Here is an 18,026-nt window from a genome sequence, read left to right on the forward strand (position 1 = left end):
AATATCGGTTACTATTAAAATTAGCCAAAATGTGGGGAAGTTATTTATATTTTCTATCGCTCCTATAATTATTTAATGGATCTTCTTATTTTCAAAATTGACATTGTAAAAAGCTCAGTAAATTGTACTGAGCTTTCTTTTTTTATCAATCTATTAAAATTCCGGTAAATTACTTAAATTGTTTTCAGCAATACCATCTGGTTCACTTCTAAGAATATCACGACCATATTTATGAATTACATCTACATGTGCCAGATTTCCATTCTTTGCTTCTTGTAAAGCTTGGAGATAATCTAATTCACGATTTAAACTTGTTCTGAAACCAATTAAATCACCATCTTCATTTTTACGTACTGCAACTATATGTTCCTTATCTTGGCTTACAGCTTCCTCTTTCAACAGTTGCTGTTTTTCACTTTGATTTCGATACGTTTCATACGCTTCTTCAAAACGATCTTGTGTCATTTTGTCTCCTCCTTTTATGTCTAGTTTTGCCATTTATGGAGGATGTATAACTCTATCATTTTAGATTAATTTGTTTATTTTACTTAATCTTTAAATAGTTTAGCAAGAAAATAGCAATCTATAACAAATTAATTGCTAGTTCCTTTGATCATTCATGTGTTAATCGGTTGCCTACTATTGATTGCGTAACTAGATAAGATTAAACTTCAATTTAATCTTTAAGTTTTAATTTTTATAATTGGTACGCGAATAACTGACATAAAAATTAGCGCCACAATCATACCATAAATATAACGGCGATTGCTAATATGTTTAAGCTTTAATTTATCAAGCTTTTCATTAAACTCGTTTAATTCTTTCAAATGCAATAATTGAACAACGTGATCGGCTTTATAGTCGATTTTTTTATTTTTTTAAATGTTGAAAGTATTGTATAGTGCTTTCTTTCTACTTTAAATAAGTATTTGAGTATTTTTACTCATTTGGTTTACCATCACACTCACGCAAATATAGGCATTGGGTGTTATTTGTTCTGCTTTCGTGCAAATGCTCTCGATTAGAAGATGAAGGCAAGTAAAACAATTGAAAGGATGTTTGGAATGAATAAAAAGGCATTTGTGACCATTCCGTTTTGTATCGTGTTGGCGATTTTGATCGCTACATCAATTGTGCTTACTTCATTCAAACCTTCAGCCCCTGACATACTCAAACCACAACAATTAGCTGCTACTACCAAGCCTGCTGTTGTCCGAATTGTTGATTATGCAATTGTGAAATGGACGATTACATTAGATGATGAACGTGTGACGAGTGTGTTGGAGAAATGGGATTATCAAACCGAAATAGACGGTTTTGGATCTGGAGCCATCATTAGTTCAGACGGCTATATTGTCACAAACGCTCATGTTCTCGTCTATTCTAAAGAATCGTCGGATCAAGATATTATTTCTCAGGCATTTTCATATCTCGTGGATGACGTTGCATATGCTAACAATTGGACACACAAATTCACCGATGCGTACTTGAAACCTTATACTAGCTACGAAATCTATCAAAAAGGCGTAGACGTATACTTACCAACAATTGATGACCCCATTAGCGCTGTTGTCAAAAGTTATGAACAACCAACCGACCACGGAAAAGATGTAGCGATATTAGACATCGAAGGCTCCAACTATCCAACGATCCCACTTGGAAATAGTAACTCCATTCAAGACCAAGACGATATTTGGGTGATTGGCTACCCGGCTGCGGCAGATTCTACGGTGTTATCAATGCATAGTTATGTTATTCCCACAATGAATAAAGGACAAATCTCAGCCATCTCAAAAACAACTTTAGCAGGTAGCCCGGTCCTTCAACTCAATGCATCATCTACACATGGAAATAGTGGCGGACCTATCATCAACAAAAAAGGGGAACTGATCGGTTTACTCACTTTCCGAGGTGATAAAGTAAATGATCAGGAAGTCCAAGGATTTCATTTCGCGGTACCAGTAAACACGCTGAAAAAAACTGTCGAGAAAGTAGACGTACCTGCTACAGAAAGCCAGACTGACAAATTGTTCAAAGAAGGGTTAACTCTCTACACGAAAGGCTATTATCAAGATGCACTGTCGAAATTTAAAGCTGTTCAGCAAATTTATCCGAACCACCCAGAAGTAAAGCGCTACATTCGTGTATCGAAACAAAAAATGGACTCAAGCAAAACACTTTGGGCTGATCACAAAACAAGTTTTTACATTCGAGATACGATCGCATGTGTACTGATCCTCATTCTTCTTCTCTATACTTTCGCTTTTAACAGTAAACGTAGACCAATTACCACATCGAATCCACCATCAAACGATAATGTAGTAGACTAAACAATCGTAACATTTACTATTTTTTGCCTTCACTTTTCTCACGTGGAGGCTTTTTCCTTATATAAGACGAAAAGAGAAAAAATGAAATCCATCATTTTATCTTCAACTGGATTCCACTCAATCTCTTAATCATCTTGTATAGTAGGTTAATTTATATTCTATCCAATTGATAGATAACTTGGACTACCTCCGAAGAAAATGTTCTTGTATTTACTATTTTTAAATTCATTCTCTGATTTATATCAATAAACAAAGGTTTTCCTTCTCCTAATATAATTGGGTGAATCGATAATCTAAATTCATCGACCAACCCTAAATTAATAAATGTTGTAATGAGACTAGAGCCACCATAAAGCCAGATATCTTTACCAGGCTTATTTTTCAATTTTTTTACTTCTTCACAAATATTTTCATTTATATATGTTGTACGATCATCTTTATTTGTTTGTGTTCTCGAAAACACATATTTCTCTTTACTATGAACCAATTTCCAAAGTTCTTGAACGGTATTAGAGTCTTCTCGGTTCGGAATATAATTTCCCCATAGATCGTAGCTTTTTCTTCCATATAGTATTGTATCTATTTGATTTAAAAAATTAGTGAATTCCATTTCAGGTTCCATAATACACCAATCAATTTCACCGTTCTTCCCTTCAATAAATCCATCTAAAGTAACTGCTAAATCTAAAATTACTTTTCTCTTCAAATCGACTTTGGTCAAAACACTTCCTCCTTTTTTTAGAAATCATCACGAATCGAATGTTTGTTCTTATCCTAATAATAACAAGTTAAATAGGCCTTATCAAACAATTATCGATCGAAAGTGTAAATATCTAGAACTATTGGTATTTACGAACATTAAGTGAACTTTATTGATAAAGTTGTGAACTTCGTTGATATATTGCCTACTTTCGTTGATATATCATATATTTTCGTTGATAAACAGTCAATTTTCGTTGATAAATCGCCAATCATCTTTATATACCACTCAATTTTGTTGATAAATTGCCGATCCTCTGTATATCCCATTCAATTTCGTTGATTAACAGTCACTTCTCTTAAATTTATCCCTCTATTTTCTTAGATCTGCATTTATTATTTGCACCAAATATACGCCGCTCTAAAAAACTCAAAAACTCGTAAACAACTAAGTCTACGAGTTTTCTAAATTATTTATTTAACAATTTAACCTTCTCTACAAGGAAGTTTAAAATAACATGTGCTGCGATTCGGCTTGTCATATCACGGAAGTCAATCGTTGGGTCAAGCTCTACAATATCCATACCACAAACTTTTGGATGTGAAGCAAGATAACAGATGCCATCCAATAGCGTTTGACTGTCCATTCCTCCTGGTCCGATTGCCGGGCAACCTGGTGCGAATGCTTGGTCCAGTACGTCCATATCAAGGCTAATGTATATTGCATCTACTTTATCTGCTAAATGATTGATACTGTCTTTAATAATTTTTGAAATTCCTAGTTCGCGAACATTGCGCATCGTATAGATTGTTACTCCGTTGTCTACGCCGAATTCAGTGTATGGAGCGCTATTTGAAAAATTTCGGATACCTATTTGGACTAAATTTTCACCTTTTAGAATGCCTTCATCTATTAAACTACGGAAAGGTGTACCGTTTGAGCGTCCACCATCTTCAGTATTTCTTAAGTCGTGATGAGCATCAAATTGGATAACTCCTACTGTTCCTCGTTCTTTCGCAAACGCTGAAATGCTTGGAAAACTAATTCCATGATCCCCACCTAAAATGATTGGCATCGTTTCTTTATATTGACCTAGCAATTCAGAAATTGTTGATCGTATACGATTTCTAGACTCTTCAAAATCTGTTACATGCATCGTAATATCACCAAAATCAGTCACTTTGAAATCTTTTAAGTCAATATGGTCTTCAATATGATAAGTACTATAGCTACTTAACATTTTTCGAATTGAAGCTGGTGCAAAGCTAGCACCTGAATGACTGATTGATGTTTTTGATAAAGGTACACCGATAATTGAGAAATTTGATGCTTCTGTTCCATTCCAAGCAGAGATGATTTCGTTTGCTTTTGTAACTTTTGAATCGATGAAAATTGCATCTCCTGCTTTTTTAAGATGTGATAGCGACATCATGTTCACCCCTACTTACTACTAATTTACCATTCTTAAATACAGATTCTACATGATTTACACCAAAATGGTAAGGTACATAAGTATAGTTTGGTACATTCCAAATCACGACATCTGCCTTACGTCCAACTATTAATTTACCTGCTTGGTCTCCGCGATTAATCGCATATGAAGAGTTAATCGTAACGGCATTCCAAATTTCTTCAGGTGTCATTTTTAGTTTTAACATTGCAATTGTCATAATTAATTGTAAATTTTCTGTTGGGCAGCTTCCTGGGTTGAAATCTGTAGCTAATGAAACTGCAACATTATTTTCAATCATTGATCTTGCAGGTGCAAATTCTGGTTTATTTAAATAGAATGTAGTCCCCGGTAAAATGACACCGATTGTATTGCTCTTACCAAGCATCTCTACACCTTTTTCAGAAGCCCCACATAGATGATCAGCAGAAATTGCGCCAATTTCTGCTGCCATTTCAGTGCCACCTAGTGGATCAATTTCATCTGCATGGATTTTCACATTAAAGCCATATTCTTTTGCTTTTAATAAAAATTCTCTTGATTGCTCAACTGAAAATACACCTGTTTCAGCAAATACATCTACGAATTCTGCTAGCTCTTCTTCTTTAATTACTTCTAGTAAAGAAAGCATTTTTTCTAAGAAAGCTTCTTCGTTTCCTTTATACTCTTTTGGTACTGCATGCGCACCTAAGAAAGTTGAAACTAAATCAATCTCATGCTCAACTTGTAATTCCTTAGCAATTCTAAGTTGTTTTAATTCTGTTTCTTCATCAAGTCCATAGCCACTTTTCGCTTCAACTGTTGTTACACCAAATGAAAGCATTCTATTTAAGTGATGAACAGTTTTCTTTTTTAAGTCTTCAAATGAAGCTAATTTCGTTTGACTTACCGTAGAATGGATTCCTCCACCCATTTCTAGTATTTCTAAATAAGAAGCACCTTGTAATTTCAAACTAACTTCATGCTCACGTGATCCTCCAAAGACCACGTGAGTATGAGGATCAACTAATCCTGGAGTGACTAGTTTACCTTGGCAATCAATTACTTTTGTTGCATCAATTTTTTCTACGTTCATTTGTCCGATATAAATAATTTGCCCATCTTTCCATGCGATTTCTGCATTTTCTAAAACAGGTAGATTGCTCATATCTTTTCCATGAATTGGACCATCACCATGATCCATCGTTAATAATTGACCTATATTTGTTAATAGAATATCTGCTTTCAATTCAGGACACCTACTTCATCATCGGGATGTTAACGCCTTTTGCTTTCGCAGTTTCAACAGCTAAATCATAACCTGCATCAACGTGACGAACTACACCCATTCCTGGATCTGATGTTAATACTCTTTCAATACGTTTCGCAGCTGCATCTGTACCGTCAGCAACAATAACCATACCTGCATGTAAAGAGTAACCCATTCCTACTCCACCACCGTGATGTACACTTACCCAGCTTGCGCCATTTACACCATTAATAAGAGCATTTAGAATTGGCCAGTCAGCTACTGCATCACTACCGTCTTTCATGCTTTCTGTTTCACGGTTTGGAGATGCTACTGAACCGCAGTCTAAGTGATCTCGACCAATTACGATTGGAGCTTTTAATTCGCCATTTTTAACCATTTCGTTAATGATTTTACCGAATTTAGCACGCTCACCATAGCCTAACCAACAAATACGTGATGGTAACCCTTGGAAAGCAATCTTTTCACGAGCCATACGTATCCAGTTACATAAATGTTCGTTATCTGCAAATTCACGTAAAATTACTTCGTCAGTTTTGTAGATATCCTCTGGATCACCAGAAAGTGCTACCCAACGGAAAGGACCTTTACCTTCACAGAATAATGGGCGAATAAATGCAGGTACGAAACCAGGGAAATCAAATGCATTTTTAACGCCTTCATCTAATGCCACTTGACGAATATTATTACCGTAGTCAAATGCGATTGCTCCACGTTGTTGCATTGCTAAAATTGCTTCAACATGTACAGCCATACTATGTTTTGCACGTTTAATTACTTCATCTGGATTTTGTACACGAAGTTTCTTTCCTTCTTCCAAAGTCAATCCAATCGGTAAATACCCATTTAATGGATCATGAGCTGAAGTTTGGTCAGTAATTAAGTCTGGTACAAAATTGCGTTCTACTAATTGAGGTAAAATTTCAGCAGCATTACCGACTAATCCAATTGCTAAAGCTCTACCTTCGTTTTTAGCCTCAGTTGCAAGTTGTAATGCTTCCTCTAAATCGTGAGTTAACACGTCACAATATCTAGTGTCAATACGACGTTGAATTCTTGTTTCATCTACGTCAATACCGATTACAACCCCACCATTCATTGTTACTGCTAATGGTTGAGCTCCACCCATGCCACCAAGACCTGCAGTAATTGTGATCGTACCTTTTAAGCTTCCACCGAAATGTTGCTTAGCTGCTTCTCCAAATGTTTCATAAGTACCTTGTAAAATACCTTGAGTACCAATGTAAATCCAGCTACCAGCTGTCATTTGACCGTACATCATTAAGCCTTTTTCATCTAATTCACGAAAAGTTTCCCAAGTTGCCCATTTTGGAACTAAGTTAGAGTTTGCTAATAAAACTCGTGGTGCATCTTCATGAGATTTAAATACTGCTACAGGTTTACCTGATTGAACTAATAATGTTTCATCGCTCTCTAATTTCTTTAATGATTCAATAATTGCATCAAAGCTTTCCCAGTTTCTTGCTGCTTTACCGATTCCTCCATATACTACTAAGTCTTCTGGTCGTTCTGCTACTTCTTCATCTAAGTTGTTTAATAACATACGAAGTGCTGCTTCTTGAATCCAACCTTTTGTGTTTAGCTCAGTACCTCTTGGTGCTTTTAAAGATCCTTTTGTGATTTCCATTTTTATTCCACCTCTTCTTATATTTGTTTTTGTTTTGTATAGTTTTTAGCGATGAAATTTTCTTTTAAATAAGTTGTTAATTGTTCAATATCTTTAGAGAATACGCGATCTCTTGTAATTGATGGAACTGTTTTGCGAGCATCTTCCATAAACTTTCTAGTAGTTTCAGACATTTTTTCAATTCCTTTATATTCAGCACCTTGCATTGCGCAAATACATTCAATTGCTAAAACTCGTCTAGCATTTTGAAGGATTTGGTATGCATGACGTGCTCCGATTGTTCCCATACTTACATGATCTTCTTGGTTTGCAGAAGAAGGAATTGAGTCAACACTTGCAGGATGTGCTAATGTTTTATTTTCAGAGACTAATGCCGCTGCCACATATTGCATAATCATTGCCCCAGATTGTAATCCTGGTTCTGGACTTAAAAATGGTGGTAAATCATTTAATTGTGGGTTTACTAAACGTTCAATACGTCTTTCTGAAATATTTGCTAGTTCAGCAACTCCTAATTTAAAGAAGTCCATTGCAAATGCGATTGGTTGACCATGGAAATTACCACCAGAGAATACATCATCACCAAATAATAATGGATTATCAGTAGCAGCATTCATTTCGATTTCTAATTTCTCTTTTGCGTAGTTCAGAACTTGCCAGCTAGCACCGTGAACTTGAGGAATACATCTTAATGTATAAGCATCTTGAACTCTTATTTCACCTTGTCTAGTTGTTAATTGACTTGTAGCTAATATATTGCGGTAACGCTCTGCTACTTCAATTTGTTCTTTATATCCACGAGCAATATGAATTCTTTCATCAAATACATCTGTAATGCCATTTAATGCTTCGAATGTAATAGATGAAATTAATTCACTTTGATAAGCTAACTCTTCACCTTCGAGATAAGTAAGAATACCCATTGCTGTCATTGCTTGAGTACCATTAATTAAAGCTAAACCTTCTTTTGCTTCTAGAGTGATTGGTAAAATTCCTTCTTTTGCTAAAGCTTCAGCAGTCTCCATACGCTTTCCTTTATAGAAAACTTCACCTTCACCAAGTAAAACTAGAGCTAAATGAGATAAAGGAGCTAAGTCACCACTTGCACCTAAAGAACCTTGAGAAGGGATAACTGGGTGAATTTGAGCATTAATTAATGAAAGTAATTTTTCAACGACTACTAAACGCACACCAGAATGGCCTTTTAACATCGTATTTGCACGAAGTACTAACATTGCTCTTGAAACTAATTCAGGGAAAGGTTCACCAACGCCACATGCATGTGAAGCAATTAAGTTATATTGAAGAGTTGAAACATTTTCTTTTTCAATTAATACATCACTAAATTTTCCGAAACCTGTTGTGATTCCATAAACAACTTTGCCATTATTTACGATTTCTTCAACCTTTTCTCTACATGCTTTTACTGCAACTAAGCTATCTTCACTTGCATTTACATATGCCATTTCGAATAAAATACTTTTCATTTGTTCCATTGTTAAGCTATTACCAGTTAAAATTACCATTTAAAAAACACCTCCGAATTTTGTCAAAAAAAACACAGAAGGAGGCTATGAAACGTAAAATTTTAATCTTACGAATCATAGCCCCCTATCATCTAATAAACTATGGGCGATTATATGTGATTGATGCCAAGTCCTGCTGATTCATGCTCCGATCCTTTAATTGGAGCACCAATCGTTCCGTATAGTGCAACTGCGATCCAGTCACCCTCGTTCACGTTTTTATATGGCTTACCTCTAACAACAGCAAATCTAAGTCCTACTGTTCTAAGAACATCACCTAATTGAACGTGACCTCTTGTAACGCCTTGAATTGCTTCAAGAATCGCATGATATAACGAATGAACTTCTCTGTATAGAGCTCCATTAATTACACCATTTTGTTTGGCAGCGGTTTCAATGGCAGCTACAACTTTTTGAGCATCCATCGTACCAACTTTGCCTACACACCATACAACATTTTCATTTTTCATTAAATTTTCTTCATGATCGGTCAAAGCAAGCATCATAGCTGTTCGACCAATTCGTTGATTTTGCTCTGCCATTCGCTAATACCTCTTAGTTAATTCTCTAATAAACTAGTATCTGATTACATTATATGCCAACAATTAGTAAACTTCAATATTTTCAGATTATTATTTTTAAAAAATATTTTTCATTATAATTTGAAGGAATATTCATAATATTCAGCGGCATGTAGTTTTACTAGAAAACTGACCCATAAGTTCCCTAAACAAAAGAATCCCTACGATTCTTTGCTGTAGAACCAAACATAATTTTTTATAGATTTTCACAAGGAACCAAACAGATTTATATCCCCTTATAAATATAATAATACAAAATTATACCGAATTTTTATCCATCAAAAAACTTCACATTATTAGACTTGAATTAATGCGAAGTAATTTTTTTATGAGTTTCAATTTATTTTTAGCTATTTTTCATATCCCCAAAAGGTAAAATGATATAATTAATCGTAAGCACTAAAATGACGACAGCTAACCTAAAATTATGTGACGATTCGCCATTATTAACAATAATAAAACGGATCGTAGCTGTTATCCCAATATAAAGTAGATATCGTATTGGAAAATGATAGTTTTCTTTGAAATATTGAACAATAATTGAAATGAATCCAAAATATAAGAAAAAGATCAGTACTTTACCAAAAATTTGATGAACATTTTTATTTCCTAATAAAAAATCGTTAAAAATATAATAAAGCTCTCTAAATAGAAAGAATGCAAGAATCAAGCTCAGTATTAGCAATGATATATTTAACAAAGTTTGATAAAGCTTGATTAGCATTTTTCGATTTTTTAACCAACTCATCCCAATCATTTGTTTCCTCCACTCCGTTATTCTCCCTTATTAAATCTTCTTATGTGAAAATAATAAATTCTGCTTCTTTATATAATATTTCGATCAAAGACAAATACTGAAATGGCTATATTTTCTTCAACTTTCATATCTGAAAATAAATGGACTAATTTTGCTCCTACAAGTTCTTCTAAACCTTCTGGTGGTTGATTTAAGTATAGATCTTGAATCATTTTAGTACGGGCAGTATGAACCATTTCAGCACCGTTCATTGTTCCGGAAATAAATTTTTCAGTAGGGGTCAAATTACCATACAATGTTGAAACGGCCATGTTTTCAACAAATACCGTATGAATTCGTTCTGGGCCCTTTCCAAATAAATTTTTTCGAAGTTTCCTCATCATATCATTAAATTCATGTACTTTTTTCGTCATTTCTTATTCGCCTCTTTTAAAATAGTAAAAATGCTATACCTTTATCCTTGCACCGATTTCAACAACCTATTTACTTTGTCTGTAAATATAATCTAGGTTTCCAAACCCTTATTTGCTCTACCCTCTTTTCAGTTTTTTTGAAAAAAAAATTCCACCAAGGTGACAATTAGCCAAACTGGTGGCTTTCTGTCATCTTGGTGGAATAGTTAATTAGCAAGTATTTACTAAAATACCAATCCAATCTAATTTAAATGAAATGAATAGACACATAACAATTACATTATTATGCTTCCATATCTTTCGAATTCATTATATCTCTATACTTTTAATTAAACAATGATAAAGTTAATATTAAATATTTCTAAATATTGCTGATTTTTAAAGCTAGAATAATTAAAATTCCTTCTATCATTACAATCCTAACCAAAACTCCATTACCGTTTCTAATTCTTTATTTAATTCTAATTTCCTACAATATAAATTATTAAGCTTTTCATAATCTAACTATTCACTCATTGCTAAATCAATTACGTTAATTTCTTTTTCGTATTGTTCAATTTTTGCTAAGGCTTTGACTTTTCAAAATGAACATTCTATCAAAAATTCCGTTTTAAAAGGATGAAAACATTCCTTGTTCATTGAAATTGCCATTAATACAATAAGGTATCTACTATTTTTCCTCTTATTCAATTCCTCTCCACTCAAGTACACATATGAAACTTTGAAAGTGAATATAATTCATTGAGTCCTTTTGTAAAGGAGCGAAGTGATGACTTTGAATATGGATAATCAATTGTCCACCGGACAAATGATTTTGATAATTAGAAATGGCCTAAAAAAGTCAATTTCTCCTAAATATATTATTATTGTTGGCGCAGGATTATCAGGACTAGTTTCAGCTTCTCTATTAAAAGAAGCGGGACATAATATCACAATTCTTGAAGCAAATAACAGATTAGGAGGGAGAGTTTATACATTGCACTCCCCTTTTAGTAAGGGATTATACTTCAACACAGGACCAATGCGTATTCATGATTCACATTCTTTAACTCTTGAATATATTAAAAAATTCCAGTTACCTATAAATGAATTTATTAATCGGACCCCAGACGATATTATATACACAAACTATATCAAAACTCGTCTTAACCAATTTGAGCAGAATTCAAGTATTTTAAAATATCCTGTTGCACCAAATGAAAGTAAGAAAACAGCCGAGGAACTATTACTTTCATTGGTACAACCTTACATTGATTTTATTAAACAAAATCCCGAAAAAAATTGGGATCTCTTACAAAAACAATTTAATAAACAATCACTAGGCTTTATGTTAAACTCTCACTTTTCAGAAGGCGCTATGGACATGATTGGTGTGCTTCTTGACTTAGAAGCATATATGGGAATGTCTTTTATTGAAGTATTAAGAGAAATGGTATTCTTTAGCTCAACTACCCGTTTCTTTGAAATAACAGGTGGTATGGATAGATTGCCTTACGCATTTTTACCCCAATTGAAAGAAAATATCTATTTTCATCATAAAATGACAAAGCTTGTCCAAAACTCAAGCGGAGTAACCATTCATACTAGTCACCAGCAAAAATTAGAGCATTATACTACAAATGGCGATATTGCTATCTTAACCATACCCTTTTCCGCCTTAAGATTTGTGAAAATCGAACCATCCATTCTTTTTCATATATGAAACGAAAAGCGATTCGTGAAATCAATTATTTGGCTGCTACAAAAATTGGAATCGAATTTAAAAGTAGATTTTGGGAAAAAGAAGGTCAACAAGGTGGTAAATCGATTACTGACTTACCAATTCGATTTACCTATTATCCAAGCGAAGGTATTGGTACACAAGGCTCTGCGGTAATCCTAGCAAGTTATACATGGGCAGACGAGTCATTAAATTGGGGCAGCATTTCAGAGGAAGATCGTATTCAATTTGTTTTGAGAGACTTAGCAGAAATTTATGGATCCAAAGTTTATTCCGAATTCGTAAAAGGAATTTCCCAAAACTGGAGTCAGAATCCCTATTCTTGTGGTGCTTTCACAGCTTTTGAACCAGGCCAAGAAACAGAATTATATCCTTACATTGCTATGCCTGAGGGCAAGGTCCACTTTGCTGGTGAACACACAACACTCACTCACGGTTGGATGCAAGGTGCGATTGAATCGGGTATTCGAGTTGCACATGAAGTGAATGAGATTCCATAATCGAATAAAGGCCTTGCATTTAAGAGATTTATATCTCTCTAATACCAATAAAAAAAGCCAAAAACTTGTTATTACATTTGATATATTACCTATAATTTATTTTTTAACTCCACCAATTTCCTGTTCTTTACCTCTAAACTTTACAAAAGAAGAAAAAAAGAATAACAAAAACTCCTAATAAAGAAGATAGTGTTCCCAAAGAATGCAATTTCCTTCTATTAAAATGTAGTTTACGGGATAGGGTTAACCGTGAATTTATAAAAATAAAGAGAAGTCACTATATTGGGTGACTTCTCTTTATTTTGCATATATTAAACGATCAAACACATAAATTATTGAGCTACAGCGGTAGCCATCCATGAATCCTCAGATTCACAACAGTGAATTGAAGTTTATATCGTACTCTCATGGAAGTTTAATTAAAACTGAGAAAAATATCAAAACTAGACATTAAAATTTCAACATCATACCTCTAAATTAATCTATTAATAATTATGTATATTATATTTCGGATGAATTTAGTTTCTCAATTAACTTCTTTCTGACTTCCATAATTCGAAATTTAGTTGCCTTTTCAATCCTTACCATGGCATCTACCATAAAATCAAACATGTCAGTCCAATCGTTTTCATTAAATAGATTTACTTCATCTTTTTGAAACTTAATTCTACAGGCTTTCTTATCATCTAATCTTTCCTAGAAAGTTCGGCACCAAAGTCACTCTCAATAGATTCTTTCATTTTCTTAAGTTCATCAAAAATAAACTTATTCTCTTCTTTAACAGGTCTACTTAAATATATTTCTACCCTAGCATAACTTTTAGACACTACAAAGTTATACGCCACTGAAGAAATCCCTGTACCAGCTCCGATCCAATAATCTTTTGAGGGACTTATATTTTTAAATAGAGCAAATTCAAAATCAGGGATGGCTAAGATGACTTCGTTTCAGAAGCTACTTTACGATCATAGCCGATTTTTGGTAATCAGCTTCAGCCTCTTTTTTCACTTTTTCACAAAATTTTATGACGACTTTATCATTTGCAAAAAATAAAAATAGTTTGAGAAACGCTTTTAATGGCCGATTGGTGCAAGTGTATGTGAACCGAGTTTTCTGTTCATTGATTTTACTTAACCCATACTTAGCTGTAATTTCGAACATCTTAGCTAACGTGAAACCAACTTTAAGGTTCTTTTGGTCAGGAGTATTGAGGTATTCTAACGTTTCTACATCGTATTCTTCAATTCTTTTACCTTCTTTATATTTCTGTCGGTAAACACTTCCAACCACATCATCGGTTACTTTGACTGGATTGTTCTCCAGAACTTCCGGCATAATCCTTTGCAAATTTTCCAGTGGTCCCTCCAAAAAGTACCATACGTAATCAATCGGAGCATCAATTTCAATTTCCTTTTTCCATTGTTTCATCTTATATCACCTCGGAATTTTTTTGAGTGTATTCATATTATTTCTATATCTGGAAGTTTCATTAATTAGTGAAGTTACATCTTTATCTAACACCACTGTTAAGTTGGGATGTATTTGTAAAATAGATTCATTCTAAAAGAAAGTATGACCTCCACTAGTATTAAACATATTTCAAATTATGAGGACGTAGACGAAACGCCAATGTCAAAAGTTACAGACCTAATAATATTAGACTTTGGGGAAAAATTATCAGAAGTGAAAAAATAATTTATGTCACAGTTATGGAGAAAAACATGCCAAATAAAAAAGACGATAAACTATTAACAATTTATGAAAAATGGGAAAAAGCCGGAATTCCGATGGTTACGAAAGCAACCAAAGAAGATCTTGCAATAATAGCTTGATATGTAGAACAAAAAAAGAAAGATAATAAGAAATTAGATGGTCATTAAAAAGTCTTGAGTTTCACGTAAAGTGAATATGAATAACCGAGTATTTGAAGTAATACGTCAATATAGAATTGCGATCCAATAGTCGAAGAATAACATATGAGATTCCATGATTAAAATATTGTATAAAGGCTTTGTAGAATACCAGAAAATAAGAGTGAATGTTATGTAACAAAAATAATTTGGGCAGACTCTACTTTTGAAAAGGAAGAGTCCACCCAAATTGCTTTTCATTACTAAAGAAAAAAATCTTTTTTGGTTATTTACTTAAATTTCGTCCATAAACCACATTAAGTAGTGGATTCAATTAAAGGAACATATGTAAACCATGTTTCCTTTAGCATATAGTGATATTCTAACTTACTTTACTTTCATCTACGGCATGTTGCCAACTTGGGTAATAATACAAAGCACTCCTCATTAAATCAGGGTAATGTTGCTTTACCTCTTTTTTACGTAGAGAATTCCCTTCGTTATGTAACTTCTTGATCTGAGTAATGACTTCCTTTGATGTAAATTTGACATCCATTCTTCATTCCTCCCTTTCAAAGTTATCATGATTATCTTTCCCTTTGGCTCTCAAATTTAAACGATAAACATAGTTTCAAATACTTTATAACTATATTTCTGAAAATTCTAACATATATAATGCTTATTGTGAAGTAATTTGCTCCTGTCAGATAGTAAATAAAACAAACTACCTACCCTAGAACTCTTTTTAGTATTACTTCCGTCCTGTCAACTGCCCTACATACTCAACATCATCTATCTTCCAGCCCTGGTTTTTTACATAAATCAACGAGGTTTTGACAATGACAGTTTCCGTATTACTGCCATTATTAAATTCTGTACTTAACTTAAATTCATTAAAAAATTCAGCTTCTGTCTTTGAGGATTTGTATTCAAATGGCTTTAATCCTTCTAATGAGGATTTCACCGATTGATCCCCATTCGGTGTTTTCAAACCTGATGGGAATGTTGCCTTATATCCTTGTTCAGTTATAAATGGTTTAATATTTTAAGTTATATGTCTTTTATTCTATTTCTTATTGAACTATCCTGCCATTTTGTTGAATAAAAAAAGCGATCTTCTATTGAAGAATCGCATGCGTTAGTTGAATAAGTAATTCAATTTTATTTTTCTTTCTATAAATTTTATAATATATATTAGAGAAGTCCATTTTGATAAAACAACTGTTCTATCAGTTATTTTTTCTGACTTTTATTTTTTCGTAGTTTACTGGAAATAAACAGTTCTCTCTTTGTTAAATATGTATAAAATAAAAGTATTAAATGTTGAAGGAGGCAATTACATGAAAAAATTAATGAATCAAACCTTAAAAACATATAAGGGTGGAACACTTTTTTAATTTGCATACGGTGTACCCCCTTGTATGTGTAAGTCAAATAACACAAAAAGGGGTTAATTATGAATTTTCCTGTAAAAAAATTTTTCTCATATTATAAACCTTATTTAAGGTTATTTTTATCAATATTAGCATGTGCTTTTATCGTTTCCTCTACAAATTTAGTATTTCCACTACTCGTTCGTTACATTACGAAGAATGTTCTTGAAGGAGATTTGTCTGAAGCACTTAATGAAGTGTATTGGATCGGTGGATTAATGCTAGTTTTAGTAGTCATACAAAATATCGGGAATTTCTTTGTAGACTACAAAGGACACGAAATTGGTGCACGTATGGAAAATGATATGCGTAGTGAGCTATTTTCACATATGCAAAAACTTTCATTTAGCTTTTATGATAAAGAAAAGACAGGACAGCTTATGTCTCGAGTAACGAACGACTTACTACTTATTTCTGAGTTATATCATCATGGTCCTGAAGACTACGTTAAATATTTTGTAAGATTTATAGGTGCATTTTTCATATTATTTTATATAAATGCACAATTAACGATAGCCGTTTTTTGTTTCTTACCATTTCTAGGTTCGTTTGCATTGTATTTCAATAAGGTTTTAAACAGGACCATAAGAAAAAACAAAGAGCGAATTGCTGACGTTAATGCACAAGTAGAGGATAGTTTATCTGGAATTCGTGTCGTAAAATCATTTGCTAATGAACAGGTTGAGGTTGAAAATTTTAACCGTGCAAATAGTCGTTTCCTAGATAGTCGAAAGAAAACTTATAAGGCAGAAGCTTATTTTTACAATGGTGTTGAAATATTTCTACAACTGATTACAATCACGGTGATCATTGTAGGTAGTGCTAATATTATTAACAACTCTTTAGACTTAGCGGATTTAATTACGTTTTTATTATATATAGGCTTTATGATTGAACCTATTCAAAAATTAACACATATGAGTACACAGTTCCATGAAGGAATCACAGGATTCCAACGGTTCATGGAAATCATGAATTTGATGCCTGAAATTGGAAATAAACAGAGTGCAATTACGCTCTCAAAAGTAACTGGGAAAATTGAGTTTAAACAAGTTTCATTCCGTTATGAAGAGTATCTGGAGAATGTATTGGTGAATACATCACTTCAAATACAACCAGGTGAGTATATTGCAGTAGTTGGTCCGTCTGGTGTAGGTAAGACAACGTTATGTTCACTTATTCCTCGTTTTTATGATGTGACAGATGGTGAGCTATTAGTAGATGGAATTAATGTTCGAGATATTGACCTGAATTCATTACGAAATAACATTGGAATTGTACAACAAGATGTTTATCTATTTACCGGTACAGTTTATGAAAATATTCGCTACGGAAATCAAAGTGCTAATGAAGAAGAAATTATTGAAGCAGCTAAGCATGCAAATGCACATGACTTTATTATGAAGCTCCCAAATGGCTACCACACTGAGATTGGGCAAAGAGGAGTTAAACTGTCAGGTGGTCAAAAACAGCGATTAAGTATTGCACGAGTATTCCTAAAGAACCCACCTATCCTTATATTAGACGAAGCAACAAGTTCATTAGATAATGAAAGTGAAAGTATTGTTAAGGAAGCGCTAGAGATATTAGCGAAAGGACGTACTACAATCGTCATTGCCCACCGTCTTTCCACAATCCGAAATGCCGAACGAATTATTGTCATAACTGGAGAAGGGATTGTTGAACAAGGTAATCATAATGAACTTCTCAAAAATGGTGGAGCTTATAGAAAATTGTATTCAAGACAGTTTGAAGTTCAAGTATAGTAGGTAAAACAAAAATCGTCTATCTCTTAAAGGGATGGACGATTTTTGTTTTAAATAATCGATGCTTTTCCTTGTTCAACTATCGCATGCTTATATATAGTAT

At 33.4% G+C, this 18,026-nt stretch carries 15 protein-coding genes and 2 pseudogenes; 3 read left to right on the forward strand and 14 right to left on the reverse strand.

Features of this window, described 5'->3' with window-relative positions; all coding sequences use genetic code 11:
* Window positions 1–153: 153 nt before the first annotated feature.
* Window positions 154–465: a DUF3892 domain-containing protein gene (locus tag COC46_RS14540; protein WP_098810427.1), complete on the reverse strand. Its 312-nt coding sequence runs from the start codon at window positions 463–465 to the stop codon at window positions 154–156.
* 599 nt (window positions 466–1,064) lie between these two features.
* Between COC46_RS14540 and COC46_RS14545 the strand changes: the two genes are divergently transcribed.
* Window positions 1,065–2,330, forward strand: coding sequence for a S1C family serine protease (locus COC46_RS14545; protein ID WP_176545161.1), 1,266 nt, complete (start codon window positions 1,065–1,067; stop codon window positions 2,328–2,330).
* Between the two features lie 151 nt (window positions 2,331–2,481).
* Here the strand turns inward: COC46_RS14545 and COC46_RS14550 are convergent, their stop codons facing one another.
* The 8 genes from COC46_RS14550 to COC46_RS14585 form a co-directional block, all read right to left on the reverse strand.
* Window positions 2,482–3,051, reverse strand: a complete 570-nt coding sequence (locus COC46_RS14550; RefSeq protein WP_255294915.1) for a dihydrofolate reductase family protein — start codon at window positions 3,049–3,051, stop codon at window positions 2,482–2,484.
* 448 nt (window positions 3,052–3,499) lie between these two features.
* Window positions 3,500–4,459 carry a formimidoylglutamase gene (hutG, locus tag COC46_RS14555; RefSeq protein ID WP_098810429.1) on the reverse strand — a complete coding sequence of 320 codons (960 nt, stop codon included), beginning with the start codon at window positions 4,457–4,459 and terminating at the stop codon, window positions 3,500–3,502.
* The gene (gene hutI, locus COC46_RS14560; protein ID WP_218012468.1) at window positions 4,440–5,663 is read right to left on the reverse strand and encodes an imidazolonepropionase; all 1,224 of its coding nucleotides are present in this window, start codon (window positions 5,661–5,663) and stop codon (window positions 4,440–4,442) included. The genes hutG and hutI overlap by 20 nt, the downstream gene beginning before the upstream one ends.
* 55 nt (window positions 5,664–5,718) lie before the next feature.
* Window positions 5,719–7,377: a urocanate hydratase gene (gene hutU / locus COC46_RS14565; protein ID WP_098810431.1), complete on the reverse strand. Its 1,659-nt coding sequence runs from the start codon at window positions 7,375–7,377 to the stop codon at window positions 5,719–5,721.
* A gap of 17 nt (window positions 7,378–7,394) precedes the next feature.
* Window positions 7,395–8,903 (reverse strand): histidine ammonia-lyase, encoded by a 1,509-nt coding sequence (gene hutH / locus COC46_RS14570; protein WP_098810432.1) that lies wholly within the window; start codon window positions 8,901–8,903, stop codon window positions 7,395–7,397.
* A 110-nt stretch (window positions 8,904–9,013) separates the two neighbouring features.
* Window positions 9,014–9,445 (reverse strand): histidine utilization transcription antiterminator HutP, encoded by a 432-nt coding sequence (gene hutP / locus COC46_RS14575; protein WP_098810433.1) that lies wholly within the window; start codon window positions 9,443–9,445, stop codon window positions 9,014–9,016.
* A gap of 385 nt (window positions 9,446–9,830) precedes the next feature.
* Window positions 9,831–10,241, reverse strand: a complete 411-nt coding sequence (locus COC46_RS14580) for a phosphate-starvation-inducible PsiE family protein (protein ID WP_098810434.1) — start codon at window positions 10,239–10,241, stop codon at window positions 9,831–9,833.
* A 68-nt stretch (window positions 10,242–10,309) separates the two neighbouring features.
* On the reverse strand, window positions 10,310–10,654 hold the full coding sequence (locus COC46_RS14585) for a Na-translocating system protein MpsC family protein (RefSeq protein ID WP_098810435.1): 345 nt from the start codon (window positions 10,652–10,654) through the stop codon (window positions 10,310–10,312).
* A 781-nt stretch (window positions 10,655–11,435) separates the two neighbouring features.
* On the opposite strand from COC46_RS14585, the pseudogene COC46_RS14590 reads away from it, so the two are divergent.
* A pseudogene (locus tag COC46_RS14590) lies at window positions 11,436–12,874 on the forward strand (flavin monoamine oxidase family protein).
* A gap of 501 nt (window positions 12,875–13,375) precedes the next feature.
* Here the strand turns inward: COC46_RS14590 and COC46_RS23135 are convergent.
* The 5 genes and pseudogenes from COC46_RS23135 to COC46_RS14610 form a co-directional block, all read right to left on the reverse strand.
* Window positions 13,376–13,555 (reverse strand): annotated as a pseudogene (locus COC46_RS23135) (DUF4268 domain-containing protein); the annotation flags it as partial.
* A 5-nt stretch (window positions 13,556–13,560) separates the two neighbouring features.
* Entirely contained in the window at window positions 13,561–13,812 is a 252-nt protein-coding gene (locus COC46_RS23140) for a DUF4268 domain-containing protein (RefSeq protein ID WP_098810437.1), read from the reverse strand.
* A gap of 16 nt (window positions 13,813–13,828) precedes the next feature.
* Complete coding sequence (locus COC46_RS14605; RefSeq protein ID WP_098810438.1) at window positions 13,829–14,302, reverse strand: SRPBCC family protein; 474 nt, start codon at window positions 14,300–14,302, stop codon at window positions 13,829–13,831.
* Window positions 14,303–15,106: 804 nt separating this feature from the next.
* Entirely contained in the window at window positions 15,107–15,280 is a 174-nt protein-coding gene (locus tag COC46_RS22245; RefSeq protein WP_176545162.1) for a hypothetical protein, read from the reverse strand.
* A 195-nt stretch (window positions 15,281–15,475) separates the two neighbouring features.
* A complete protein-coding gene (locus tag COC46_RS14610) occupies window positions 15,476–15,688 on the reverse strand; it encodes a hypothetical protein (protein WP_098810439.1) in 213 nt (70 codons plus the stop codon).
* Between the two features lie 492 nt (window positions 15,689–16,180).
* Here COC46_RS14610 and COC46_RS14615 point away from each other — a divergent pair, with 492 nt between their 5' ends.
* Window positions 16,181–17,923 carry an ABC transporter ATP-binding protein gene (locus COC46_RS14615; protein ID WP_098810440.1) on the forward strand — a complete coding sequence of 581 codons (1,743 nt, stop codon included), beginning with the start codon at window positions 16,181–16,183 and terminating at the stop codon, window positions 17,921–17,923.
* Window positions 17,924–18,026: the final 103 nt, after the last annotated feature.

The organism is Bacillus sp. AFS041924 (assembly GCF_002577195.1).
Taxonomy (GTDB): domain Bacteria; phylum Bacillota; class Bacilli; order Bacillales; family Bacillaceae_G; genus Gottfriedia.

What these genes read in the sequence shown, in the direction of transcription:
- COC46_RS14615 (WP_098810440.1), top strand. Translation starts at nt 16,181, where the DNA reads ATGAATTTTCCTGTAAAAAAATTTTTCTCATATTATAAACCTTATTTA.
- COC46_RS14605 (WP_098810438.1), bottom strand. Translation starts at nt 14,302, where the DNA reads ATGAAACAATGGAAAAAGGAAATTGAAATTGATGCTCCGATTGATTAC.
- hutI (WP_218012468.1), bottom strand. Translation starts at nt 5,663, where the DNA reads ATGGATCATGGTGATGGTCCAATTCATGGAAAAGATATGAGCAATCTA.
- COC46_RS14580 (WP_098810434.1), bottom strand. Translation starts at nt 10,241, where the DNA reads ATGATTGGGATGAGTTGGTTAAAAAATCGAAAAATGCTAATCAAGCTT.
- COC46_RS14585 (WP_098810435.1), bottom strand. Translation starts at nt 10,654, where the DNA reads ATGACGAAAAAAGTACATGAATTTAATGATATGATGAGGAAACTTCGA.
- hutH (WP_098810432.1), bottom strand. Translation starts at nt 8,903, where the DNA reads ATGGTAATTTTAACTGGTAATAGCTTAACAATGGAACAAATGAAAAGT.
- COC46_RS14545 (WP_176545161.1), top strand. Translation starts at nt 1,065, where the DNA reads ATGAATAAAAAGGCATTTGTGACCATTCCGTTTTGTATCGTGTTGGCG.
- hutU (WP_098810431.1), bottom strand. Translation starts at nt 7,377, where the DNA reads ATGGAAATCACAAAAGGATCTTTAAAAGCACCAAGAGGTACTGAGCTA.
- COC46_RS14540 (WP_098810427.1), bottom strand. Translation starts at nt 465, where the DNA reads ATGACACAAGATCGTTTTGAAGAAGCGTATGAAACGTATCGAAATCAA.
- COC46_RS22245 (WP_176545162.1), bottom strand. Translation starts at nt 15,280, where the DNA reads ATGGATGTCAAATTTACATCAAAGGAAGTCATTACTCAGATCAAGAAG.
- hutG (WP_098810429.1), bottom strand. Translation starts at nt 4,459, where the DNA reads ATGTCGCTATCACATCTTAAAAAAGCAGGAGATGCAATTTTCATCGAT.
- hutP (WP_098810433.1), bottom strand. Translation starts at nt 9,445, where the DNA reads ATGGCAGAGCAAAATCAACGAATTGGTCGAACAGCTATGATGCTTGCT.